At 64.4% G+C, this 22,992-nt stretch carries 21 protein-coding genes; 11 read left to right on the forward strand and 10 right to left on the reverse strand.

The genetic code is table 11. The features are described from left to right. Nucleotides 1-135: 135 nt before the first annotated feature. From HCO70_RS05005 to HCO70_RS05015, 3 genes are read right to left on the reverse strand one after another with little or no spacing between them, the layout of a single operon-like run. Nucleotides 136-2,094 carry a GNVR domain-containing protein gene (locus HCO70_RS05005; protein ID WP_172293670.1) on the reverse strand — a complete coding sequence of 653 codons (1,959 nt, stop codon included), beginning with the start codon at nucleotides 2,092-2,094 and terminating at the stop codon, nucleotides 136-138. An 8-nt stretch (nucleotides 2,095-2,102) separates the two neighbouring features. After that, nucleotides 2,103-3,032: a glycosyltransferase family 2 protein gene (locus HCO70_RS05010; protein WP_172293672.1), complete on the reverse strand. Its 930-nt coding sequence runs from the start codon at nucleotides 3,030-3,032 to the stop codon at nucleotides 2,103-2,105. Beyond that, the gene (locus HCO70_RS05015) at nucleotides 3,029-4,036 is read right to left on the reverse strand and encodes a glycosyltransferase family 2 protein (RefSeq protein WP_172293674.1); all 1,008 of its coding nucleotides are present in this window, start codon (nucleotides 4,034-4,036) and stop codon (nucleotides 3,029-3,031) included. The genes HCO70_RS05010 and HCO70_RS05015 overlap by 4 nt, the downstream gene beginning before the upstream one ends. 154 nt (nucleotides 4,037-4,190) lie before the next feature. On the opposite strand from HCO70_RS05015, the gene HCO70_RS24590 reads away from it, so the two are divergent. From HCO70_RS24590 to HCO70_RS05040, 5 genes are read left to right on the forward strand one after another with little or no spacing between them, the layout of a single operon-like run. Beyond that, a complete protein-coding gene (locus HCO70_RS24590; protein ID WP_216665266.1) occupies nucleotides 4,191-4,604 on the forward strand; it encodes a hypothetical protein in 414 nt (137 codons plus the stop codon). A gap of 28 nt (nucleotides 4,605-4,632) precedes the next feature. Continuing rightward, on the forward strand, nucleotides 4,633-6,171 hold the full coding sequence (locus HCO70_RS05025; protein ID WP_371742161.1) for a glucan biosynthesis protein: 1,539 nt from the start codon (nucleotides 4,633-4,635) through the stop codon (nucleotides 6,169-6,171). Further along, the gene (locus tag HCO70_RS05030; protein WP_172293676.1) at nucleotides 6,168-6,338 is read left to right on the forward strand and encodes a hypothetical protein; all 171 of its coding nucleotides are present in this window, start codon (nucleotides 6,168-6,170) and stop codon (nucleotides 6,336-6,338) included. Before HCO70_RS05025 ends, HCO70_RS05030 begins: the two co-directional genes overlap by 4 nt. A 3-nt stretch (nucleotides 6,339-6,341) precedes the next feature. Continuing rightward, nucleotides 6,342-8,132, forward strand: a complete 1,791-nt coding sequence (gene mdoH / locus HCO70_RS05035; RefSeq protein WP_172293678.1) for a glucans biosynthesis glucosyltransferase MdoH — start codon at nucleotides 6,342-6,344, stop codon at nucleotides 8,130-8,132. Next, nucleotides 8,119-9,369, forward strand: a complete 1,251-nt coding sequence (locus HCO70_RS05040; RefSeq protein ID WP_172293680.1) for an OpgC family protein — start codon at nucleotides 8,119-8,121, stop codon at nucleotides 9,367-9,369. Before mdoH ends, HCO70_RS05040 begins: the two co-directional genes overlap by 14 nt. Before the next feature lies 1 nt (nucleotide 9,370). Here the strand turns inward: HCO70_RS05040 and HCO70_RS05045 are convergent, their stop codons facing one another. The 3 genes from HCO70_RS05045 to HCO70_RS05055 all read right to left on the reverse strand — a co-directional run bounded on the left by HCO70_RS05045 (nucleotide 9,371) and on the right by HCO70_RS05055 (nucleotide 12,099). Continuing rightward, the gene (locus HCO70_RS05045) at nucleotides 9,371-10,105 is read right to left on the reverse strand and encodes a FadR/GntR family transcriptional regulator (protein ID WP_172296152.1); all 735 of its coding nucleotides are present in this window, start codon (nucleotides 10,103-10,105) and stop codon (nucleotides 9,371-9,373) included. A gap of 93 nt (nucleotides 10,106-10,198) precedes the next feature. Then, the gene (locus HCO70_RS05050) at nucleotides 10,199-11,107 is read right to left on the reverse strand and encodes an SDR family NAD(P)-dependent oxidoreductase (protein ID WP_172296154.1); all 909 of its coding nucleotides are present in this window, start codon (nucleotides 11,105-11,107) and stop codon (nucleotides 10,199-10,201) included. Nucleotides 11,108-11,181: 74 nt separating this feature from the next. Then, nucleotides 11,182-12,099, reverse strand: a complete 918-nt coding sequence (locus HCO70_RS05055; protein ID WP_172293682.1) for a LysR family transcriptional regulator — start codon at nucleotides 12,097-12,099, stop codon at nucleotides 11,182-11,184. Nucleotides 12,100-12,226: 127 nt separating this feature from the next. Between HCO70_RS05055 and HCO70_RS05060 the strand changes: the two genes are divergently transcribed. From HCO70_RS05060 to HCO70_RS05085, 6 genes are all read left to right on the forward strand, one after another. After that, the gene (locus tag HCO70_RS05060; RefSeq protein WP_172293684.1) at nucleotides 12,227-13,213 is read left to right on the forward strand and encodes a tripartite tricarboxylate transporter substrate binding protein; all 987 of its coding nucleotides are present in this window, start codon (nucleotides 12,227-12,229) and stop codon (nucleotides 13,211-13,213) included. A 63-nt stretch (nucleotides 13,214-13,276) separates the two neighbouring features. Further along, complete coding sequence (locus tag HCO70_RS05065; protein WP_172293686.1) at nucleotides 13,277-14,692, forward strand: SRPBCC family protein; 1,416 nt, start codon at nucleotides 13,277-13,279, stop codon at nucleotides 14,690-14,692. Beyond that, on the forward strand, nucleotides 14,685-15,212 hold the full coding sequence (locus HCO70_RS05070) for an aromatic-ring-hydroxylating dioxygenase subunit beta (RefSeq protein WP_172293688.1): 528 nt from the start codon (nucleotides 14,685-14,687) through the stop codon (nucleotides 15,210-15,212). Before HCO70_RS05065 ends, HCO70_RS05070 begins: the two co-directional genes overlap by 8 nt. Before the next feature lie 10 nt (nucleotides 15,213-15,222). Next, the gene (locus HCO70_RS05075; RefSeq protein ID WP_172293690.1) at nucleotides 15,223-15,669 is read left to right on the forward strand and encodes a tripartite tricarboxylate transporter TctB family protein; all 447 of its coding nucleotides are present in this window, start codon (nucleotides 15,223-15,225) and stop codon (nucleotides 15,667-15,669) included. Nucleotide 15,670: 1 nt separating this feature from the next. Further along, nucleotides 15,671-17,182, forward strand: coding sequence for a tripartite tricarboxylate transporter permease (locus HCO70_RS05080; protein WP_172293691.1), 1,512 nt, complete (start codon nucleotides 15,671-15,673; stop codon nucleotides 17,180-17,182). Then, a complete protein-coding gene (locus HCO70_RS05085; protein ID WP_172293693.1) occupies nucleotides 17,179-18,432 on the forward strand; it encodes an FAD-dependent oxidoreductase in 1,254 nt (417 codons plus the stop codon). Before HCO70_RS05080 ends, HCO70_RS05085 begins: the two co-directional genes overlap by 4 nt. A gap of 21 nt (nucleotides 18,433-18,453) precedes the next feature. Here the strand turns inward: HCO70_RS05085 and HCO70_RS05090 are convergent, their stop codons facing one another. From HCO70_RS05090 to nagA, 4 genes are read right to left on the reverse strand one after another with little or no spacing between them, the layout of a single operon-like run. Further along, nucleotides 18,454-19,200, reverse strand: a complete 747-nt coding sequence (locus HCO70_RS05090; RefSeq protein WP_172293694.1) for an SDR family oxidoreductase — start codon at nucleotides 19,198-19,200, stop codon at nucleotides 18,454-18,456. Next, the gene (locus tag HCO70_RS05095) at nucleotides 19,197-20,708 is read right to left on the reverse strand and encodes a M81 family metallopeptidase (RefSeq protein WP_172293696.1); all 1,512 of its coding nucleotides are present in this window, start codon (nucleotides 20,706-20,708) and stop codon (nucleotides 19,197-19,199) included. Before HCO70_RS05095 ends, HCO70_RS05090 begins: the two co-directional genes overlap by 4 nt. A gap of 51 nt (nucleotides 20,709-20,759) precedes the next feature. After that, nucleotides 20,760-21,677 (reverse strand): ROK family protein, encoded by a 918-nt coding sequence (locus HCO70_RS05100; RefSeq protein ID WP_172293698.1) that lies wholly within the window; start codon nucleotides 21,675-21,677, stop codon nucleotides 20,760-20,762. Further along, nucleotides 21,674-22,801, reverse strand: coding sequence for an N-acetylglucosamine-6-phosphate deacetylase (gene nagA / locus HCO70_RS05105; protein ID WP_172293699.1), 1,128 nt, complete (start codon nucleotides 22,799-22,801; stop codon nucleotides 21,674-21,676). Before nagA ends, HCO70_RS05100 begins: the two co-directional genes overlap by 4 nt. Between the last annotated feature and the right edge of the window lie 191 nt (nucleotides 22,802-22,992).

Here is a 22,992-nt window from a genome sequence, read left to right on the forward strand (position 1 = left end):
CAAATACCCCTATATGCATTGCGGCAACATTCTTGCAGATCTCCTCCCCCGCAAACCCGTATCCGTATAGAGGCTCGCTGGGGCAGCAATATGCATTTTATGTGACGCAACGGTCAACCCATACGGGTGCGGCGTTTAGACAGGGATTCCGCGCTCCAGCAGGCCCGAACGACCGACGCGCACACCATAGCTGGGCAGCCGACTATACACGGTCCGGTTCAGCAGTGTTCCAACCACCTTGTCCCGCAACTCCGGCTCTCGTTCCAGCAAACCGTTCACCGACTTGCGCGGCGTCCGGCCCCAACGCACGACCAGAAGGAAGCCATCGACCACAGGGTAGAGGAACTTCGCCGTCGGATCGGTTGCGGCGGCGGGCAGATCCAGCACCACCAGGTCATAACTTTCCCGGGCCCGTGCAATCGCGTCGAGCGAGGTGCGACCTTGCCGCCGGTCCGCCGGCGTGCGGCCCGGCGCGTCAAAATCCTTCAGGTTTTCCAGCGAGATGCATCGCACCCCGGCGTCCTCGGGCCGCTTGCCCAGGACAATGTCGCCAACACCGCGATCGGTCGCTTCCAGCGCGGAATGCACGTCGCCGCCACGCTGGCCGCAATCGATCAGCAGCGTGTCGCGACCTTCCTGGGCGGCGACCATCGCCAGATTCAATGCTGTCGTCGTTGCGCCTTCACCGGGCAGGACACCGAATGCGCCCACGACCATCCCGCGGTCTTCGGTGCGATGCAGATCGAGCGAGGCAAGCAGATTGCGGAACGTCTTGTTCTCGCCAGAGCCCGGCGCCGCGAGCGGAACAGACATCTTCTTCGGTCGCATGCGGATAAACGGGAGGTCGGGCAGTTGTACGTCCTCTGCCATGGGCGCTTCGCCTGCTGCGGTCTGAGCATTCCCCACCGAATCGTCTGCAGTCGGCGCAGCGGTGGAACTGACAGTGGTGTCGTCCGGTTCCACGGCGCTCGGTCGGTCAAAGATCGTTACGCGCTGTTTTTTCAGCCGCGGCATGTAACCGAAGGACCGTAGCCCGGTGGAATTGCGCAGCTCCGGCCCGGTGCGGAACCCGGTCTCGCGCATCTCGCGCAGCACCGCGATGGCCAGACCCATGATTGCGCCTAGCGCGAAACCCACTGCCAGAACCTGCCAGAGTTTTGGCAACGCCGGACGGCGCGGCTGCACCGCTTTCGACAGGATCCGCCCGTTCGAGACAGGGAAGCTGCCTTCCATCACGCTTTCCTGATAGCGCTGCTGAATCGTCAGGTATAGTTCGTTCAGCGTGTTGGCGCGTTCCTCGCGTTCGCGCAGGCCCTGCGGATCCATTGCACCGGTTTCCGCGCGGAAATCGCGGGCGTCCTGGGCGGCCGCCGAAGCTGCGGTGCGCAGCTCTTCCATCCGTGCTTCCAACCAGACAGAGGTTCTGTCCGACGCCTCGGTCTTTGCGCGCATCTCGTCGGCCATGAAGGCCTCGGCATAAGCGTTGGCAATCGAGGTCGCCAGTGCGGCATCATGCGAGATATAGCTGATCTCGATGGCATAGCTTCGGCCCAGCCGTGTGAAAACGGTGTTAGCCCGGAGCACCTGAGCAACGTTGTCGATCCGGTCTTCCTCAGTGGGGTCCGGTCCCGCCACCGGCGCTTCATTGGGCGGTGCAATCTTGTCGGGAAGATCGCTGATCGACCCCATCAGGCTTTCCTTGAGCAGGCTGGCCAGCGAGCGTTCAGGAAACAGGAAATCCTCGTTATCCTGCAGCGATAGCGTCTGCACAACCTCCCGGGCCAGCTCGTGCGACTGCAGGACCTGAAGCGCGTTCAGCACCGCCGTCTCGTCACGCCCTATGGGCAGGGCGCTGCTGATTTCCTGCTCCAGATCGCTTTGCTGTTCGCTCAGCAGCACCGTTGCAGAGGCATAAAACTCCTTCGGGCTGGTTGCATAATGTACCGCCCCGGCCATCAGACCGATCAGGACACAGATGAAGATCACCCATTTCTGCCGCCGGGCGGCCAGAAGGAACTCGGCCAGTTCGGATCTTTGTGGTTCCGGCCTGACTTCGTAGGCACGGTCATGCGGCAGGCTTTGGAATTTTGTCATCTGTCTCATTACCTTACCGATATGTCGGCGAGATCCGCCGCGTCAGAGCCGTAAAGGCGGACATTGCTGCCGCCGAGCAGGGCGGACACTACGCCCGCATGCAGGCAGCCCCTCAGATAGGCAGCGTTGCGTCTCCGCTCGTTAGGCAGGGCCAGCAGATAGCTGCCGGCGCAATAGGTCAGTTTCGCCGCCGCGGATCCCAGCAACGGTAGATAGCCGCGCTGACCGGTGCTGCGCTCGGTGCGGGCATGAGTCTGGCCCATGCGATAGCGCCGGGTGGCCAGCCATTTCAGGTTGGCGCGGCCCTCCGGCACGGGCTCGAAGATGGTCGCAGCCTCGGCAAAGGCAAACTCCGCTCCTGCCTTGTGGGCGCTGCTGAAATACATCGTGTCCTCGCCGCCGGTCTGGCCAAGCGCAAGGTGGAACCGCAATGCACGAATACGCGGTCGGCCGCGGTCGATCAGCACGTTACAGGTATAGCCGGTCACGATCCGATCGCCGACCCAGACGGGCTGTGTCTCGTGGATGCCGCTTTCCTGCATCCAGGCCGGGGCGTTCTGCGAATAGACTGGCTCGACCGGCCCGAGCACGACTTCAGCCGCGCTTTCCTGATGCTCCGACAGCAGCGCGGCGATCCAGCCGGGTGCGGCGGTCTCGTCGTCGTCGATGAAGGCGAGGTAGCGGGCCGTGGAGGCTTCGAGAATGCCGTTGCGGGCGATCGAGATATTCCCATGCGGGCGGTGCAGGTAGTGCACCGGCCATGGCGCCGTTTTCGCGAACGCGGAAACCCGGTCTCGCGCGCTGGGGTCGATGTCGTTGTCCGCCACGAGGATCTGCAGCCTCACGCCGTCCGGAACCTCTAGGGCCGCCAGCGATCGCAGCGTGTCATTCAGCGATTGCCGCCGGTATGTGCAGATGCCGATGTCGATCTCGGTCATGCGCTGACTTCGGGGGTAGGGACAGGGCGCGCACCCATCAGCCCGCGCCAGAATCCTGCCGACCAGGACAGGTGCATAAGCATCGACAATGGCCCCGTCGCAACCGTCAGCAAGTCACGCGCGGCGACCGCCTGTGAGAATCCCGCGGCAATGCTGGCAAAAGCCCATGCCAGCGCCGGAACCGCGAACCATCCGCTGATCGGCGCAAGAAGGGCCAACAGAACGACCGGCAGCACCGAAGCCATGATCAGTTGACGCAGTTTGGGGACCGTACCGTGCTTGTAGACGTTCCGCGCCCGGCCGCGACCGTAGTTGAAGTATTGCCGTGCCAGCCCGGCGGCCGTGGAGCGGGGATAATAAACGATCTCGGTCTGCCCGGTCAGCCAGATCTCATGGCCGGCCGCGCGCAACCTGTGGTCGAGTTCCGCATCCTCGTTATGGGTGAAAGTAGGATCATAGCCATGCACTTCGTTGAACGCATCCAGTCGCATAAGCGCATGATGGCCGTGGTCGACGAATTCGCCAGACGCCGCATTGCGGTGTTTGGAACCTCCATTCCCGACACGGGAATTCTGCGCCAGCGCTGAAACCTTTTCAAAGGCTGTGCGACCTTCCGCTACCATGCCGACCACCACGGATGCGGCGTCGGTGCGCTCTGCTTCCTCCAGCAACCTCAGGATGAAATCATCCGGATATGAACTATGCGCATCCACCCGGATGAGATGTGAATGCCCGGCGCCAAATGCTGCGACAGCAGTATTGATCCCGGCACTCTGTATCTGGCGCGGGTTGTCGATCAGGTGCACGCCGGTCAGTTCCCGGGACAGTTCTGCGACCGCGGCGATACTGCCATCTTCGCTGCCGCCGTCGGCCACGACCACGCTGCCACCGAATGCCTCGGTCTGCTTGGCCATTTGCCGAACGAGCGCTTCGATATGATCGATCTCGTTCAGGCAGGGAATGACGACAAGCGGTACAGCCGACTCGGGTAGATTGGCAGTCACGTATTACCCTCTCGCTTCGAACGGACGACCGGGCTGCTGCCGGTCCCAAGAACGCTCACCCCCTCATTTGACTCTGCAGAATTCTGCGACTGCAGCATAGCTGCAATCGTACAACCTCCGGGGGTGGGCGATTTTATGCCATTAGTTACCGTTATTGCGGCGTTTTGGTACATGCCTGAGCAAGCGCTTTGGTTATCTTTCACGCCCGAGACCTGTAGCAGTCGCACTGAAAAGCCAACGCCTGCCCGGTTTTTCGGCGGCGGCACGCCGAAATCGATCGATTCTTCGCGGGGCATTGCTGATTTCCCACCGCGCTGCCCTAAATTTAGGCGGCAGGCCGAACTTGGCAGTCTCGTTTCGCGGCTCGGTCGGGCCGGTTTTCATGCTGCCACAGCAAAACGATGCCAAAACGCGTTTAAAATTCGGCAAGGTTCCGCGCGGCTTAGCGGGGACTATTGATTTCCGCACTGCGGAAACCACCATCTTTTGCCGGGACACCACGGACGGAGATTCCATTGCAAAGGTCATTACCCGCTGGCGGCATTTCCGGTCGCCGCGCCAATCGTAGAAGTTTTCTAGCCGGTCTCTCGAGTTCCGTGGCACTTCCTGCTCTGACAGCCCCGGCACGCCTGTTCGCGCAGGATTCCGAAACCGCAGCTGCGCCCGTGGAAGGCGAACCGTTCTCTTTCGACGTTCTGACGGAACGTATGAGAGCCGCCAGCAAGGAACCGCCAGCCGAACCTGAGCAGGTCGACGACTTCTCGGCGGACCTGCACTACGACGACTATCAGCGCATCCGCTTCCAGCGTGACCGAATGCGCTGGGACGACGAAGAGCCCTCGCACTTCCAGGTCAACGCGTTCCACCCCGGCTGGCTTTTCAAGGAGCCCGTGCACATGCACGAGGTGAGGAATGGACAAGCGGTGCCGATGGCCTTTTCGACGGCCGACTTCGACTACGGCGACCTCGGCTCCAAAGTCCCTGCTGACTACGAATTGCCCGGCGTGGCAGGCTTCCGCCTGCTGACGCAGTTGAACCGGCCCGACAAGTTCGATGAACTCGTCGCCTTCCTCGGTGCCAGCTATTTCCGCGCGCTCGGCCGGGACACAGCTTATGGCCTCAGCGCGCGCGGGCTCGCGGTGAATACCGGTAGCTCCGACGGCGAGGAATTCCCGCGTTTCACCGATTTCTGGCTGGAACGCCCGGCCCCCGGTGTCAACGGTGTGACGCTTTACGCCGCGCTGCGCAGCGCGTCCGTTACCGCCGCCTACCGCTTTGTCATAACGCCTGGTGACACCACTGAAATGGATGTGACCGCGCGCATTTTCCTGCGCAGCGACATAGACCAGCTTGGGATTGCCCCCCTGACCTCGATGTTCCTCTACGGCGAGGCTGATCCGGGCAATTTCGACGATTTCCGGCCAGCCGTTCACGACAGCGAAGCACTGGTGATGAACATCCGCTCGGGCGAAACCTTCTTCCGCCCACTCGCGAACCCGGCACGCCTGGCGAGCTCTTATCTCTGGGCAGAAAACCCGCTGTCTTTCGGGCTGGTGCAGCGCGACCGTGATTTCGACACCTACCTGGATGCGCAGGCGCATTACGAACGTCGTCCGTCCCTGATGGTAGAGCCGATCGGAGATTGGGGCAGGGGAACCGTGCGCCTCATGGAAATCCCCTCGGATCTGGAAGTGAACGACAACGTCGTCGCCTACTGGATACCCGAAGCGCCGACCCAGGCGGGCGGCGAGCTGGAGTTCCGTTACCGTCTCCATTGGGGGCTGACACCGCCGGGCGAGGCGTCTTCTCAGCGTGCCCGCGTTTTGCGCACCCGTGTCGGAAAAGGCGGCGTTGCCGGCGTCGAAGAAGAGACCGATCGGCGGAAATTCGTCATCGATTTCCAAGGCGGTCTTTTGGAGGAACTTCCCGGCGACGCGGAAGTTACGCCTAACGTCAGCATGCTGCGGGGTGAAGTCGCGGAGGTCGTGCTGTCGCGCATCGACGAAACAGGGGCGTGGCGCCTTGTGATCGAAGCGAGTGCGGACAGTGGCACGACAGCCGAACTGAAGGCCGGGCTCACCGGATACGGTCGGGAGCTGACCGAGACTTGGCTATATCAATGGGTGAAAGAATGATCGAGGAAGCTAACAACGGCGCAGGCAATTTGGATCACATGCCCGGTCATGCCTGGCTGCCGCCCGAGGCACAGCTTGAGATGCCGCAGCAGGCGCTCGAGCGGGATAGACGGGGCTTTCGCCCGGCCATGTTCCTGAATGTGCTGTTTCCACGTCTCCGGGCCTGACACATGTCGCCGATGCGCCCCATCCCTCGCGCCGACACACGAACCCAATTTGTGCGTGCAGCGTCGCTGGTAACAGCGGCGCTCGCTGCCCTTGTTGCTTCGGTGCTGATGATGGATGCGTCGGTGCAGGACGGCGTCGATATTCTGGACCTCGTCAGGGCGCTGCTGATCTTCGTCACTACCGGCTGGCTTGCCTGGGGGGCGATGCTGGCCTTTGCCGGGATCCTGCCTTTGCGCCGGCAACCGGCGCCGGAATTGCATTCGCCGCAGCCCGCGACGGTGGTGCTGGTCCCAATCTGCAACGAAGATCCGATCTGCACCTTCGCCCGGGTCGCGGCGATGGATCGGTCTATTCGCGAGGCCGGGCTGAATTGCGATATCGCCGTCCTTTCGGACACGCGTGAGCCGGCTGCCAATGACAGGGAACGGGCCGCCTTTGCCCGACTTCTGGAAGAGGCCGACGGCGCCGGCCGCATTTATTACCGCTGCCGGGATAACGGGCGCGGTCGCAAGGCCGGCAATGTCGAGGATTTCATCCGCCGCTCCGGCGGTGCTTATGATCTCGCGGTAATTCTGGACGCCGACAGCCTTATGGAAGGCTCCGCGATCCGCGAGATGATCGCCCGGATGCAGGCGGACCCTCAACTCGGCCTGCTGCAGACACTTCCCAGGATCGTTTCCGCGCGATCTTTCTTCGGCCGCGCGATGCAGTTCGCTTCAGCCTTCCACGGCCCTGTTTTCACGCGTGGCCTCGCCCGGATGCAGGGCGCGACGGGCCCGTTCTGGGGCCATAATGCCATCGTCCGCATTCGCGCTTTCGCCGAAAGCTGCGGCCTTCCGGAGCTGTCCGGTAAGCCGCCGTTCGGCGGCCACATACTCAGCCACGACTATGTCGAAGCGGCCCTGCTGGCACGCGCCGGCTGGAAGGTGCAGGTCGACGGCAGCATCGAGGGGTCTTACGAGGAAGGTCCCGAAAACGTGCTTTCCTACGCCAAGCGTGATCGTCGGTGGTGCCAGGGAAACCTGCAGCACATCCGCCTCCTTGGCGCTCCCGGTCTCGCGCCGTGGAGCCGCTTCGTTTTCCTTCAAGGGATAATGGCCTACCTTGTCTCGCTGTTCTGGGCAGGCTTCCTGCTGGCATCGCTGGCGGCGACCGTCTGGGCTCCGGCACCCGACTATTTCCCCGACCCGCATCAGCTGTTCCCGTCCTTCCCCAGCGACCGCACCAAGGAAATCACCGCGCTCGCCGTCGGGATCGTCGGCCTGCTGATCCTGCCGAAATTCGCCATTCTGGCGGAGGCCGCGCTGACGCGCCGCGTCCGTTCGTTCGGCAGTACCGCCCGTGCACTCGTCTCGGTCCTGGCCGAGATATTGCTGACGTCGCTGCTCGCGCCGGTCATGCTGATGTACCAGTCACGCGCGGTGCTGCAGGTCCTACTGCGCAGCGATGGCGGCTGGCCCGCCAGCAACCGGGCCGAGGGTCACCTGTCGATCTGGCAGGCCATGGGCGCCAGCCTCTGGATCAGTTTTTTCGGGGCCGCCACGCTGCTCGCGGTGTCCTGGATCTCGCCCGATCTCACGTTCTGGCTGCTGCCGGTCTGCGTTCCCATGATCGCCGCGCCGATCCTGATCGCCTGGAGTTCGCGACCGCTGACACACGCTCTGTTCCGGGTGCCGGAAGAGACCAGCCTGCCGCCTGTCGTTTCCGAATACCACCGCATCGTGGACCGGTGGATCGCGCCTCGGCGCCCCGAGCCGGATATGATGCCGGAGATGGCTGATGCAGCAGCCTGACGGCAAACTTGTTCGCTTCCCGAAAGCGAAGAGCCATTCGGGACGGCCGCGCGATCCCCGGATAGACGCATTCCGGGGCCTCGCGCTGCTGATGATTTTCATCGACCATATGCCAGGGAACCCCTACGAAGATTACACGATCCGCAACTGGGGCTTTTCAGACGCGGCAGAGGCGTTCTTCGTTATGTCTGGCATCGCCGCCGGGCTCGCCTATTCCGGCCGCTTCCTGCCCGAGGCGCGGGCAGCGAACGGCCTGATGCCCGCCGTCGCTCCGATGTGGAGCCGCGCCTGGACGCTCTATATCGTCCACATCTTCCTGACTTTCTCGGTCATCGCGATCTTTGCCCTTGGGGCGCACTATTTCGCAATGCCCGAGCTTCTGGAAAAGCATAATCTCGGCCTCGTCTTCGAAGCGCCAGAGGCGGCGCTGCCCGGTGTCATCGCCCTGCTGCACCAGATCGGCTACGTGAATATCCTGCCAGTCTACTCGGTCCTTCTGCTGTTCGGTCCGCTGATGATCCTCGGCGGTTTGTGGCGGCCCTGGCTTGTGGCCGGCCTCTCGCTTGCGGTCTGGTTCGCCGCTGGAGTCTGGCGCCTGAACATACCCAACGCGCCGGGCACCGGAGAATGGTTTTTCGATCCGCTGTCCTGGCAGTTCGTCTTCGTGGTCGGGCTGCTGATCGGCATTCACATGCGGCGCGACGAGCGGTTCGTGCCGAAGAACTGGATCCTGTTCGGCATCGCCGCTTTCACCCTGGTCTTCGTCCTGGCGTGGAAATACATCCCCGAGGTTGGCGACTTCATGAACCACCAGATGTGGCGTCTTGGCCAGCTTGGTGCGCCGTTCCACATCGTCACGCACGAGAAAGCCTATCTGGCCATGCCGCGGCTACTGCACATTCTTGCGATGGTCTACGTCGTCTCATGCCTGCCCGTGATCACCCGCGCCTGCGGTCATAAGCTGGCGGAGCCTTTGCGCTTGATGGGTCGGCAAGGACTGCTGGTGTTCTCGGCTGGCACGCTGATGGCGCTCAGCTTCCAGGTCCTGCTGGCCGGATTTTCCGATATCGAGGCGCTGCCTTGGCTGCTGCCGCCAATTGGCGCAACGGTGTTGGTCGCTGTCGCGTGGCTTGGCGATTGGCGCCGCCGGACGGATGCAGCGGCACGGGCGTCGACGCCGGCTGCGGATGTGCAGGCACCTGCGGCGAAACGAGGCGCCGTCGCATCTGCATCCTGACCTAGCCCCGCGTATTCAGCTCTGCGATCCGGGCCCAGCCGAAAGAGATCACCGCTCGCATGCAGGTTTCCGCCGCATCCGCATCGCCACGCTGAAGCGCCTCTACAATCAGCCCGTGCTCCCGCACCACGCCTGCCTGCGATTCCGGGCGCTCGGTTGGAGAGCTTCGCCGCATCGCCGCCAGCAACGCCGCCTCGATCAATGCTCCGACAGAATGGAAAAAGGCGTTGTCCGCCGCGTCCAGAACGGCACGATGCAACGCAAGATCCGCCAGCGCGAAAGCCTTGGCGGTTTCCGCCGCTGCCATGTCTGCAACGGTCTCCTGCATCGCCGCAATCTGTTCCCGCGTCGCACGCGCAGCGGCCAGCCGGGCGGCGAATGGCTCGAAAGACAGGCGCATCTCGAAGAGCTGGCGGTAGAAATCCTCGCTATGGGAGCTGTTGAGATGCCAATGTAGCACATGCGCGTCGAACATGTTCCAGTCCAGCGCCGGTCTGACGGTCGTCCCGACCCGTGCCTTGGCGGAAATCATCCCCTTGGCGGCCAGCGTCTTCATCACCTCCCGCAGCACGGTGCGCGAGACTCCGAATTGCTCGAGCAGCTGTTCGTCTTTTGGCAGCACGCTGCCCGGAGGATGACCGCCTGAAACGATGGCCTGCCCAAGCGCCGCCAGAACCCTGTCGTGGTTGTTCCGCGCAGTAGTCTGCGAGGCGGAATTGAGAAGCAGGTCGCTCATGACATCCGGGATCGCCATTTCCCTCGCTTAATAAGTCATACTATTTGAGGCGGCCATGCAAGCTTCGCATGAGCGAATTGCGCGGCAATCACTTCACGCCGGGTCCCAAGAAAACACATCCTGCGACATCTCCAGCGGGTAGAAACTCGGCGCCAGCGCCGGCATCGCCCGTTCCGCGATGCTCTCGACCGTCCAGCCGCCATCCGCATGCATCGACCGAATAGGGCGGGGCTGGCTCATCAGGAAGATCTCGTTGGCCCGCATGGTAAAGATCTGCCCGGATACGCCTTCCGCCGCATCGGAGCACAGATAGGCCACCAGCGGTGCGATCTTCGCCGGTTCCATCGCCTCCATCTTCGCCATCTCCGCCTTGGCTTCGGGCGTGTCAGTGGGGATCGAGCCCACCATCCGGCTCATCGCAAAAGGCGCGACGCAGTTCGAGCGCACGTTGTAGCGCGCCATGTCTAGCGCAATGGATTTCGACAAAGCGGCGATCCCGTTCTTGGCCGCCGAATAATTGGCCTGCCCGATATTGCCGATCAGTCCGGAGGTGGAGACGAAATGCACATAGGCGCCAGAGCTTTGCGCCTTGAAATGCGGCGCAGCGGCCCGGGCGACGTAGAACGAGCCGTTTAGATGCACGTCGATGACCGCGCGCCATTCCTCCAGCGACATGTTGAAGAAGAATCGGTCACGCAGGATGCCCGCGTTGTTCACGACGCCGTCGATCCGCCCGAAGCTGTCCAGCGCACATTGCACGATGCGGCCCGCGCCTTCCCAGTCGGCCACGCTGTCATAAACGGCGGCCGCTTCGCCCCCGGCGTCCCGGATCGCCGCGACGACCTCGTCGGCGGGCGAACTGTCGGTGCCTTCGCCGCTCAGCGAGGCGCCGATGTCGTTGACGATCACCTTGCCGCCGTTGCGCCCGATCTCCAGCGCAATCTCCCGTCCGATCCCGCGCCCCGCACCGGTCACGACGATGCTTTTGCCTTCCAGTTCCATCACCAGCCTGCCTCCCTGTCCGAAATTTCGATAACATGTTGCATGCTCTGGCCGCCTGCACCAGTCGCCGGAGCCTACGATCCGGCCGCCGCGCCACTCCGCTCCCACGGTCCCGGTCCGCGAAAGGCTGCCTTCAGATGCTCGACCAACGCGCGCACGCTTGGCGCATTCTGCACAGAGTGCGGGATCTGCAAGTAAATCCAGTAGGTCTTGGCCGTGTAACCAGGCAGCACCTCAACCAGGTCGCCCCGCGCCAGCGGTTCGCTGACGAGATACTCCGACAAACAGGTGATGCCATCGCCCTGGCTCGCGGATTTCATCAGTTGCATGCCGTCATTGCAGGTAATCAGGTAGCGCGCCCGCACGTTGAAATGCTCGCCATCCTTCTCGAATTCCCATGTCTCGCCTGCCGGGCTGTAATTCAGCAGGTCGTGCTCGCTTAGCTCTCGTGGCGTCTGTGGCATACCGCGTTGCTGCAGGTATCCGGGCGAGGCGACCACCAGCCGCCGCATCGGGTGCAGCGCAATCTCGTCGACGCCGCCGAAGCTGCCGGGTATCGCACCGACCGCCACGTCAAAGCCTTCCTGCAACGGGTTCACCATGCGGTCGGCAGCGTAGATCTCCATGCTCAAAAGCGGATTCTCGCGCCGGAATTCGGTCAGCAGATCCATCAGATGAACGCGTCCCATCGTCGCCGGAACCTTCACCCGCAGATGGCCCGCGATTTCGGTACCACCTTTCTTGAAAGACGACAGAACATCCGAGGCTTCCCGCAGAAGTTTCATTGCCGCCGGCAGCTGCCGCAGCCCGTGTTCGGTCGGTTTCAGGCTGCGCGTGCTGCGTTCGAACAGCTGCACACCGACCTTGTGCTCCAGCTGGTCGACCCGCTTTTTCACCACGGAAACAGACATGTTCGCCCGGCGCGCCGCTTCCGAAAAACTGCCTGCCTCCGCCACGGCGACGAATGTTCTGAGATTTTCGAGCGTGTCCACTCTCCGCCCTTTCATCTTACGCGTTTCGCGCAAGGATTATGCCCATCCCGCCGCTTTGTCCAACGCGGTCCCCGTGCTACCCCTTCTCAAAGAACAACGGCAGATGCCGATTTTTCGGGAGGAAATCATGAAATCAACACGCACTCTGGGTGCCGGGATGGGGCTTGTCCTCGCGCTCGGCGCGATCACCGGACCCGCCGCCGCTCAGGACGACTGGCCAAGCGAGCCTATTCACTTCATCATCGGCTACCCTGCGGGTTCCTCGCCCGACACGATGGGCCGCATCGTCGCCGAAGGGCTCGAGGCCAGCCTCGGCCAGCCGGTGGTCATCGAGAACAAGCCCGGCGCCGGCGGCGCCATCGGCGTGCAGACCATGCTGCAGGGCGATCCGGCCTACACGTTCGGCATCACCACCAACGGGCCGATGACCACGTCGCCCAAGCTGATCCCCGACCTCACCTACACGGTCGAGGAAGACATCGCACCCATCGCGCTGATCGGGACCAGCCCGCTGATCCTGACGCTGAACTCCGATGCCGAGGCCGACACGCTCGAGGACTTCATCGCCTGGGCCAAATCCGCGCCGGGCGAGATCACCTACGGTTCCATCGGCCAGGGCTCCGGTTCGCACCTGACGACCGAGCTGTTCGCCGCCACTGCCGGCGTAGAGATGCTGCATATCCCGTTCGCCAGCTTTGCAGAGGTCACCAACTCGATCCTCGGTCAGGAAATCAATGCCGCCTTCATGGCCCCGTCCGGCGCACTGGCGCAGTTCAAAGCGGGCAACCTGAAGATCCTCGGCATCTCCTCGGCTGAATCCTCGCCCCTGGCCCCCGACGTTCCGCCGATTGCCGGCACCGCCGGAATGCCCGACGATTTCCGCGCCGAACTGTGGATCGCGGCCATCGGCAACTCGGAAACTTCGCCGGAGATCATCGAGAAGCTGAACGCCGAGATCGACGCAGTCCTTGCGACGGACGAGGCGAAGGAAAAGATGCTGGCGATCGGCTGGCAGGCGCAGGGCGGCTCCACCGCGGATCTGGCCGAGCGTATCGAAAAGGACACCGGCGTCTGGGGCGCGGTGCTCGAAAAGGCTGGTCTGCTGCCGAACTGACCATTTGGCCGGGCGCGGCGGACCGCCGCCGCGCCCATCACGGATGAAGCGAAAGGCAAAGCCATGAACCAGCGCGTGCGCGGGGCCGGTAGCGTAGTGCCCCTGAGGGAAAAGCTCGAAATGGTGCGCGGGATGATCCGCGACGAAGCCGACAGCGGAAAATTCCACGTCGACCGCAAGATCTTCACCGACACCGAGATATTCGACCTAGAGATGCGCTACGTTTTCGAGGGCACCTGGAATTTCATCGGGCTGGAAAGCCAGATCCCGAACCCGGACGATTATGTGACTGCCCATATCGGCCGGCATCCGGTGATCCTGCAGCGCGACCATGACGGCGAGATCCACTGCTTCTACAACACCTGCCGCCATCGCGGCGCGGTACTCTGCCCCTACAAGCAGGGCAACAAACGGGTTCACGTCTGCCGCTACCACGCCTGGAGCTACGACAGCTCCGGCAATTGCGTCGCGGTCTCGCAGGCCGAGGACGGCCAATACCACGACAGCTTCGACAAGGCCGACTGGCCGCTGATGCGCATCGCCCGGCTGGAAAGCTACCGCGGCTTCATCTTCGGCTCGCTGACCGACGACGTACCGCCCTTGAAGGACCACCTCGGCGGCGCCGCCAAGTTCCTCGACCTTGCCGCGGACCAGGGCCCGCAGGGTGTCGAATACGTCCCCGGAGAGGTCGCCTATACCTTTGACGGCAACTGGAAACTGCAGTTCGAGAACGGGCTCGACTTCTACCACTTCGCCGCCACCCACGCCTCCTACATGGAGGTGATGAAGCACCGCGAAAAGACCGGCACCATGGCCCCCGGCAAGACCTACGAAGGTGCCGGCGTTGACGAGGCGACGGGCACCTACAGCTACGTTCACGGCCACGCCATGATGTACGCGATCCGCAAGCAGGGCAGGGTGCACGTCCGCCCCATTGCCAAGGATCCTGCCGTTCTGGACGAGATCCGCGACCGCGCCGGCGAGGATCAGCTCAAATGGATTCTCCGCCAGCGTAACCTGACCGTCTTTCCGAACATGCAGCTCGTCGACATCTCGGCGATGCAGCTCCGCACCTGGCGGCCGCTGTCGCCGGGCAAGACAGAGATGCGCACGCACTGCCTTGCCCCCATCGGAGAAGCGCCGGAAACCCGCGCCCTTCGCATCCGGAACTATGAGGATTTCTTCAATCCCACCGGCCTCGGCGCGTCCGACGATAACCTTATGTATGAGTACGTCCAGTACGGCTACGAGGCAGGCGATGCGGGCGACACCTCCGGTTACCTGCGTGGTCTGGGGGAGGGTGCGCTGGCCGAAGACCCCTTTGCCAAGGAACTGAACCACCCGACAGCAGACTGGAAATACGGCCCCGTCACCTTTGGGGACGAAAGCGTGTTCCATGCCGGCTACCGCGAATGGCTTCGTCTGATCGAACGCGGCCTTTCCCGCGACGCCGAGGCAGAGGAGGTGGCCCATGCTTGACCAGAAGCCCGACGCGCTGACCGCCGACATCCGCGCCGCCCGCATCGCCGAGCAGGTTCTGGCGATGGAAGGCCGGTTCCTCGATCTGCAGGACTGGGACGCGTGGCTCGACCTCTATGCGCCCGACTGTACCTACTGGGTGCCGATCTGGATGGACGAGGACACCGCGACCACCGATCCGCAAAGCCAGATGTCCCTGATCTATCACACCAGCCGCACCGGGCTCGAGGAACGTGTGCTGCGCATCCGCACCCGCAAGTCGGTCACCGCGATGCCGCTGCCGCGCACGGTCCACATGGTTTCCAACATTCTGGTCGTGTCGCAAAGCGATACCGAAATCGAAGGCACCGCCGCCTGGAATGTGCAGCACTACGATCCCCGCGTCGGCAAGCGCACCTCCAACTGCGGCCATTACGAGTTCACGCTGGCCAACACTGCCGGCGGATGGAAGATCGCGCGGAAGAAGGTGATCCTGCTGGACGACATGCTGCCCGCGGTCATCGACTTCTACGGGCTGTAGCGGAGGGCTTATGCAGCGCGATCATCTCGACATCTGGGGCGGCGTGGCCCTGGCCGTGTTCGGCCTCGCCGTCGCCTTCTACTCGGTTAATCACTACGACTTCGGCGAGTTGCGGCGCATCGGCCCCGGGTTCTTCCCGACGGTGCTGGGCGGTATCCTCGTGCTGCTCGGCATCGCCGTGGCGGTGCCTGCTTTCCTGCGAAGCGGGACGACCCCGAAGGTGGACCTGAAGGAAGCGCTGTTCATCCTCGCCGCCGTCGTCGTCTTCGCCGTGCTGATCGAGCGGGTTGGTATCCTGCTGTCGACCTTCGTCACCGTGCTGATCACCACCATTCCCGCGCCAAAACCGGGGCTGCTCTGGCGCGTCGTCACCGCCATCGTCGTGTCGGCGATCTCCTGGGCGATCTTCGTCGCCGGGCTCGGCATGCCGCTCGACGTCTTCCCCTGGGGCCGCTGAGATGAACACACTCGACGGTCTGATCTACGGCCTCGGCGTCGCGACCCAGCCGGTGGTCCTGTTCTACTGCTTTTTCGGCGTTTTTCTCGGCACCTTCATCGGTGTCCTGCCCGGTGTCGGCGCGCTGGCAGCGATCTCGCTGCTGCTGCCGATCACCTTCTACATGCCGCCCGAGGCCGCGCTGGTGATGCTGGCAGGCGTCTACTACGGCGCGCAATACGGCGGGTCCATCGCCTCGATCCTGCTCCGGCTGCCTGGCACGCCGCAATCCGCAGTCACCGCGCTGGAAGGCTACCCGCTGGCCCGGCAGGGCAAGGCGGGCGCGGCGCTGTTCGTGGCGATGTCCAGCTCGTTCATCGGCTCCATTCTGGGCATCGCCATTCTCGTCCTTTTCGCGCCACTCCTCGCGCAGATCGGCACGAAATTCGGGGCCGCCGAGTACTTCTCGATGATGCTCCTCGGCCTCGTCGCCGCGTCCACCGTCGGTTCCGAAGCGCCCGCCAAGGCGATGGCCATGGTGGTCGTAGGGATGATCCTCGGCTGCGTCGGTGCCGATGTGAACTCCGGCGCGCTGCGCTTCACCTTCGGCCAGACGGAACTGCTCGACGGCGTCAATCTCGTTGCACTTGCGATGGGACTCTTCGGCATTTCCGAAGTGATCTCGAACGTCCGTACCTCCGGCGCCCGGAAGGTAGAGGAAAAGGTCGGCCCGAAAGACCTGCTGCGTGAGCGTCGTCAGCTCAAGCGCGTCAAGTTCTCGATCCTGCGCGGCACCGGCCTCGGCGCCTTCTTCGGCGCGCTGCCGGGCACTGGCGGCACCATCGCGACCTTCCTTTCTTACGCCGTCGAGCGGAAGGTGTCGCGCCATCCCGAAGAATTCGGCAAGGGCGCGGTCGAGGGCATTGCCGGCCCGGAATCCGCGAACAATTCCGCGGCGATCACCGCCTTCATCCCGACACTTACGCTGGGTATCCCGGGCGACGTGATCATGGCCCTGATGCTGGGCGCGATGATCATCCACGGCGTCCAGCCCGGTCCGCTGATGCTGGTTGAACGACCCGAGATGTTCTGGGGCCTGATCGCCAGCTTCGGCATCGGCAACCTGTTCCTGATCGTGCTGAACCTGCCGCTGATCGGCATCTGGGTGGCGCTGCTGCGGATCCCGTTCAGCTACCTCTATCCGGCGATCACGGTGTTCGTCTGCCTCGGCGTCTACTCGGTGCGCGGATCGGCCTTCGACGTGATGTCGGTCGTGTTCATCGGGGCCTTCGGCTACATCATGGCGCTGATGCGGTTCAACCCGGCGCTGCTTCTTCTGGGTTTTGTTCTGGGTCCCCTGATCGAAACGAACCTGCGACGGGCACTGCTGCTGTCGCGGGGGGACCTGCTGGTCTTCTTCGAACGCCCGATCAGCGCGGTGTTCCTGTCGGCAACGATCCTGCTGATCGGCTGGGGCGTGTTCACCAGCCTGCGCAAGATCCGGCGGCCGGTACGGCAGGAGGCAGGGGAATGACCTACGATGTCATCGTCGCGGGCGGCGGCTGCGCGGGCGTCGCGGCGGCCGTGGCCAGCGCGCGGACCGGGGCGAAAACGCTTCTGATCGAACGCAACGGCTGCCTCGGTGGCGCGGCCACGATGCGAAACGTCGCGACCTTCTGCGGGCTCTACACGCTGGGCGAGGAACCGCGCCGTGTCGTCAACGGCGTCGGCGGAGACATACTGGATCGCCTCAGGAACATGGGCGCCCTGTCCCCGCCGCAGAGGTTCCGCGGCGTTTTCGCGCCATTCGATCCCGAGGCACTCAAACTCGTTCTGGACGAGTTGTGCGCGGATGCCGGTGTCGAGGTCCTGTTCAACCTCCAGATCACCGGGGCGGAGCGCGAGAACGGCCGCATCTGCAGTGTCGCGACTGCCGGGCATGGTGGCGCTCAGACCTTCGCTGCGAACGCATTCGTCGACTGCACAGGGGACGGTGATCTCGCCGCTTTCGGAGGTGCCGCGACGCGATACGGGAATCCGGACGGGGTGAATCTCGGCACGCTCGGAACGCGGTTCGGAGGCATCGCGCCGGGCACAGAGGTGCTGGCCGCAGACTACGCGCAAGCCGTGCACAGCCTGTATCCCAACGGCACGGATGTCACCAAGGACAAGAGCGTGATGATCCGTGTTCCAATCTCCGGCGACCTGATCGCCTTCGTCGCCTCCGCCGCCTACGACCCGCGCGACGCCGTCTCGCAATCCCGCGCCGAGGCGAACGGCCGCGCACAGGCCTGGCGCTACCTTGCCGCGCTGCGCACCCTGCCGGGTTGCGAGAACGCATATCTCGTCTCCACAGGCCCCGAGTTCGGCACCCGCGAATCCCGCCATATCGAGGCACAGCGCAGCTTCACCTGGGCCGATATCGAAGCGCGCCGCCACTTCGACGACTGCATCGCAATCGGCGCCTGGGGGGCAGAGTGGCACGACCGCGAAACCTACAAGTCCAGCTTCGACTACCCGCCGGAACGCGGCAGCTACCAGATCCCGCTGTCCTGCCTTGCCAGCCGCGACACGCCAAACCTGTTCGGCGCGGGGCGGCTTGCCGATGGCGACCGGCGGGCAGGGGCAGCAATCCGGGTGATGGGCACTTCGCTGGCCACCGGGCAGGCAGCGGGCTGTGCGGCGGCGCTGGCGGCAGAGAACCGGTTCGATGCGCGTGCGACGCAGGACCTCCTCCGAGCACAAGGGGCCTTCCTGACAGCGGAAGAAACCGTCGCCGCATGAGCAGTCGGGCGTCCCGGCGGATCAGCCGGCGATGATGTCGAGGAACGGCAGGTTGCCCGCGGTCAGCCCGGCATCCACCGGCAGCACCGCCCCGGTGATCCCGCTGGCGGCGGGCGAGGCGAGAAACAGCGCGGCCTGCGCCACCTCCTCTGGCCGGACCAGACGCCCGAGCGGATAAAGCGCAGTGACCTTGTCAAAGATCTCGGGCTGCTGCGCCTTGCGTTCGTTCCAGGCTGGGGTGTGAACGGAACCGGGCGCGACCACGTTGGCGCGAACGCCGTTCCGGCCTTCCTCGGTTGCAATGGCGCGGCACCACGCGATCAGCCCGGCCTTGGCCGCCGAATAGGCAGGGTTCCCGAAATGCGCGAGCGCGTTCACCGAAGCGACAAAGACCATTGCCGCTCCATCGGGCCGGTTGCGCAGGGAGGGGAGCAGCGCGCGCGAAAACACCGCCGCGCCGGTGAAATTCAGCGTCAGGTCAAAGTGGATGCCGGCAGTGTCCGTGGCGTCCAGCGTCTCGATCCGAGTACCGCCCGCATTGGAGATCAGCACGTCAACCGGCCGGTCTGCAATGCGCGCCGCCGCTGCCTCGGTCTGCGCACTGTCGGTAATGTCGAAAAGCACCGTTTCGGCGGCGTCCGGAATGTCCATCCCCTCGCGGTCGCACGCCACCACCTGTGCGCCCGCCGCCGTCAGCGACGCCAACAGCGCGCTGCCGATGCCGCCACCCGCGCCGGTCAGGACAACACGCTTGCCGTTAAGGTTCACGCGTCCGCCTCCTCTTCGGCGGCGTCGCAGGCACCAAGACCCAGCGGATCGGCGACCTTCGGCCAGAAATCGGCGCCTGCCTTCTGATATGCGGTCTTGGCCGGGTTGGTCGGATAGCTCGACGGGCTGTCGACATGGATGATGCGCGATGTTACCGGCGCGAATCCGGCGTGGAAATGGTTGGTGGATTTCACCAGCAGGATCTCTTTTTCGGCATAGTCGATGCCGTGATTGGTAAAGATCGTGGGTTCGTAGGTCTGCGAGCGGCTGGAGATCAGGACAACGTCGATCTCCGTCCCGGCGATGCGCACCACCGCGGTCCGGCCCAGAGTGACGCGGCTGGCGCGAAAGCTCTGCCAGCCTTCCTGTGCGAGGTGGCGCACCTGCACCTCGGTATCGATGGGCGGCCCGGCCTCTGCCCCCGCCTTGCCGCCGAACCGCAGCTTGAGCGTCGCGCCAAGGCCCGCCGCATGGCAGAAGGACACCGCGATCGGATCCCAGATCGCACCGACGGCGACGCGGTCGATGCCGCGCCGGATCAGCGACATCAGCACGAATGTACCGTCCCCGGCGCAGCCGCCACCGGGATTGTCCCAGGTGTCGGCAATGGTTACGGGCAGGTCCGGATCATCCCGGCGGGTCGCCAATGCCGCGTCAATGCCGGCCTCGTAGTCGAGGATCGGCATCGCCGTCTGGCCCCGCAGCCGGTAAAGCTCATGCCCAAGTTTCCGCGCCAGCGCCGCACCTGCCTCGGGGTCATTGTCGGTGACGACAAGGATCTGCGTGCCCATCTCCGGCACGTCGCCGGCCATGAAGCCATGCACGACCGACGCGGACAGGATCGTAACCTTGCCCTCCAGCGTCTTCAGGCGGTCAACAAAGCCGCGCATCGGCTGCTGGCTCGTGGGGTAGATGCCGATCATCTTGCAGTCGAAGGTCGAGATCACCGGGCGGATCTCGCCACGCAGGGTCCGCAGGGCAAGGTCTACCACATGTTCCCCGCGCTCCTGGAAATCTGTGTGTGGGAATTCAAGAAACATGGCCGCGATGTCGAGCTGCGCGACACGGCGCCGGGTCAGGTGGCTGTGCGGGTCGAACTCGGCGGCGATCAGCACCTCCGGCCCGACGATGCCGCGCACCCGTTCCAGCAGGTCGCCTTCGCAGTCGTCATAGCCCTGCGCAACCATCGCGCCGTGAAGGCCCAGCACCACGCCGTCGACAGGAAGCGCGGCGCGCAGCTGATCGAGGATCTCGTCGCGCAGTTCCTCAAAGGTCTCGCGCTTGATCAGTCCCGCCGGTTCGGCCCAGGTCGAGGTGCCCTCGATCACGGTGAAGCCCTCGTCGGCGCCACGGCGGCGCAGGATCGGAACGGGAGAGGAGCACAGCGTCGGCGTTTCCGGATGCTCGCCGGGACCCGCGTAGAACGACGCCTCAAAGGCGGCGCGGTCCGTGGGCAGGGGCGAAAAGGTGTTGGTCTCGGTCGCCAGCGATGCGGTGAAGATCCTCACGCGGTGTCCTTCCATGGGGTTCGGAACGCCTGATGCGGCGTGCTTTGCCTGTCACGCCGCATCGCGGTGGGTCTCCTGCAATGCCAGGATCGCTGCGCCGATCAGCCCCGGCTCGGTGCGGCAGGCGGCAGGAACGACCAGCGGCTCGGTCGGCTTTGCCAGAGTCAGCGGGCGCGTCGCGGCATCGAGAGCGGAAATCAGCGCGGGGTCGTTCGACAGGCCGCCTCCCACGGGTACGACCGTGGCGCCGGTCACGTTGATGACCATGGCGAGCGGTCCGGAAAGCAGCTCCAGCCACGCGGTAACCGTCAGCGCGGCGCCGTCGTCGCCCGCGTGCCAGGCACGCAGCACGGCGGTCGAGTCGAGATCCGTGCCGGTCAGGTGCCTGTAGAGCCGCTCGATGCCGCGCGCAGAGCAGATCGCGTCAAGGCAGCCGTCCAGCCCGCAGCCGCAGCGATAGACGGGCAGGGGCGCGTCGAGACAGTTCAGCATCCGCGCGGCAACCGGGCCGTGGCCCCATTCGCCTGCATAACCCAGCGTCGCGACCAGCCGGCCATTCGCCACAAGGCCGCCGCCCACGCCGGTGCCAAGGATCGCGCCGAAGACAACCTCGTGCCCGATCCCGGCCCCCACGGTGGCCTCTGCCAGTGCGAAGCAGTCGGCATCGTTGGCGATGCGGACCGGCAGGCCGAGGGCTGCGGTCAGCTCCGGCTGGATGCGGCGGCCGGTCAGGCAGGGGATATTGGCGACGGTGGCTTCGAGGGTCTTCGGATCGACGACCCCGGCGATGGAGATCGCCACGGACTCCGGGCGCGAACCGGCCTCGGCGATGCCATCGCGCAGCGCGGCGACGAAGGCGTCGAAATCGTCCACGGGGGTCGGGCGCCGCGAGGTGGGGCGCACACTGTTCGGGCTGGTCGCCCAGGCTGCCTTGATGGCGGAGCCTCCGATATCGAAGCAGACAATCATGACGCACCCTTCTCCTCGCCGCCTACCCACAGGGAGGTTAGCTGCAAGTCCTTGTCGAGTGACAGGAAATCCGCGTCCGCGCCGGGTTCCAGATGGCCTTTTCCATGCAGGCCCGCCGCTTCCGCCGGGTAGTGGGACGCCATGCGCAGCGCCTCTGCAAGATCCAGCCCGAGAGTGCCGGTGCAATAGCGCACCGCGTCGAGCATGGTGATATCCGCCCCGGCAAGGGTGCCGTCGGTCAGCGTCAGCCGCCCGCCGGCGCGGTGGATCGTGCGGCCGTTCAGGGTGAATTCGGTCAGGTCTGAACCGGTCGCTGCCATCGCGTCGGAGACGAGGAAGATCCGCCCCGGCTCGCGCTTGCCGCGCAGGGCGATGGCCATGGACTCGGGCGCGACATGGAAGCCGTCGGCGATAAGGCCAGTCGAGACCGCGCCGGTATCGAGGACCGCACCGACGAGACCCGGCGCACGGTGGCCCAGCTGGCTCATCGCGTTGAAAAGATGCGTCGCCATAGTGGCGCCCGTGGCAAATGCCGCCTGCGCGGTTTCGGCGGTGCAGTCGCTGTGGCCCAGCGAGACGATCACGCCTGCCTCGGCGAGCGTCCTGATCTGCGCCGTGCTGACCGCCTCCGGCGCGACGGTCGTCAAAAGGCAGCCGCAGCCCTCGCGCGCGGCAACGATCCTCTGCAGGTCCGCATCTTCCATCGGGCGGATCAGCTCACCCGCATGAGTGCCCTTGCGCGCAGGGTCCAGATGCGGCCCCTCGAGGTGAAGGCCGCAGAGCCCCTCCTGACCGGCGGCGCGCGCCTGCGTGCAGGCAGCGATGGCGGCTTCGGTCACCTCGCGCGCGTCGGTGATCAGCGTCACCAGCATGGCGGTGGTGCCGCCCTTGCGGTGCGCCGCGACAATTGTCGCGATGGCCTCGGGGGAGGGGGCGTCGTTGAACTGCACCCCGCCGCCGCCATTGACCTGAAGGTCGACGAACCCCGGAACGATCAGGTCTGCCTCGGGAGAGGCGGGAATCACCTGCGCGACGCGGCCATTTTCGATCCGCAGGGCGGCATTTTCATGCCAGCGCACGCCGTCGAACAGGCGCCGCGCCCCCGGAGAAACCCCGTCCGTCATCTGCCCTGAGCCTTTTTCGTGCGGATCACGTGAGCCCCTGTTGCGTTTTCATGCCTCTTGATCGGGCTGATTATGAAAATGAATTTCATCTTCCGCTGGCGTTTTGCAATTTCTTATTGACTGCCATGAAAACGCGCCGCAGTCTACGAAAATAAATTTCGCAATTCGGGGCGGAGTCGCCAGCGCCGGTC

It is taken from the genome of Pseudoruegeria sp. HB172150 (assembly GCF_013184805.1).
GTDB lineage: Bacteria > Pseudomonadota > Alphaproteobacteria > Rhodobacterales > Rhodobacteraceae > Psychromarinibacter.

Coding starts and splice junctions, on each gene's coding strand:
- nagA (WP_172293699.1), bottom strand. CDS start 22,801: ATGACGGACGGGGTTTCTCCGGGGGCGCGGCGCCTGTTCGACGGCGTG.
- HCO70_RS05085 (WP_172293693.1), top strand. CDS start 17,179: ATGACCTACGATGTCATCGTCGCGGGCGGCGGCTGCGCGGGCGTCGCG.
- HCO70_RS05070 (WP_172293688.1), top strand. CDS start 14,685: ATGCTTGACCAGAAGCCCGACGCGCTGACCGCCGACATCCGCGCCGCC.
- mdoH (WP_172293678.1), top strand. CDS start 6,342: ATGTCGCCGATGCGCCCCATCCCTCGCGCCGACACACGAACCCAATTT.
- HCO70_RS05080 (WP_172293691.1), top strand. CDS start 15,671: ATGAACACACTCGACGGTCTGATCTACGGCCTCGGCGTCGCGACCCAG.
- HCO70_RS05100 (WP_172293698.1), bottom strand. CDS start 21,677: ATGATTGTCTGCTTCGATATCGGAGGCTCCGCCATCAAGGCAGCCTGG.
- HCO70_RS05010 (WP_172293672.1), bottom strand. CDS start 3,032: ATGACCGAGATCGACATCGGCATCTGCACATACCGGCGGCAATCGCTG.
- HCO70_RS05030 (WP_172293676.1), top strand. CDS start 6,168: ATGATCGAGGAAGCTAACAACGGCGCAGGCAATTTGGATCACATGCCC.
- HCO70_RS05065 (WP_172293686.1), top strand. CDS start 13,277: ATGAACCAGCGCGTGCGCGGGGCCGGTAGCGTAGTGCCCCTGAGGGAA.
- HCO70_RS05050 (WP_172296154.1), bottom strand. CDS start 11,107: ATGGAACTGGAAGGCAAAAGCATCGTCGTGACCGGTGCGGGGCGCGGG.
- HCO70_RS05075 (WP_172293690.1), top strand. CDS start 15,223: ATGCAGCGCGATCATCTCGACATCTGGGGCGGCGTGGCCCTGGCCGTG.
- HCO70_RS05040 (WP_172293680.1), top strand. CDS start 8,119: ATGCAGCAGCCTGACGGCAAACTTGTTCGCTTCCCGAAAGCGAAGAGC.
- HCO70_RS05060 (WP_172293684.1), top strand. CDS start 12,227: ATGAAATCAACACGCACTCTGGGTGCCGGGATGGGGCTTGTCCTCGCG.
- HCO70_RS05005 (WP_172293670.1), bottom strand. CDS start 2,094: ATGACAAAATTCCAAAGCCTGCCGCATGACCGTGCCTACGAAGTCAGG.
- HCO70_RS05045 (WP_172296152.1), bottom strand. CDS start 10,105: ATGAGCGACCTGCTTCTCAATTCCGCCTCGCAGACTACTGCGCGGAAC.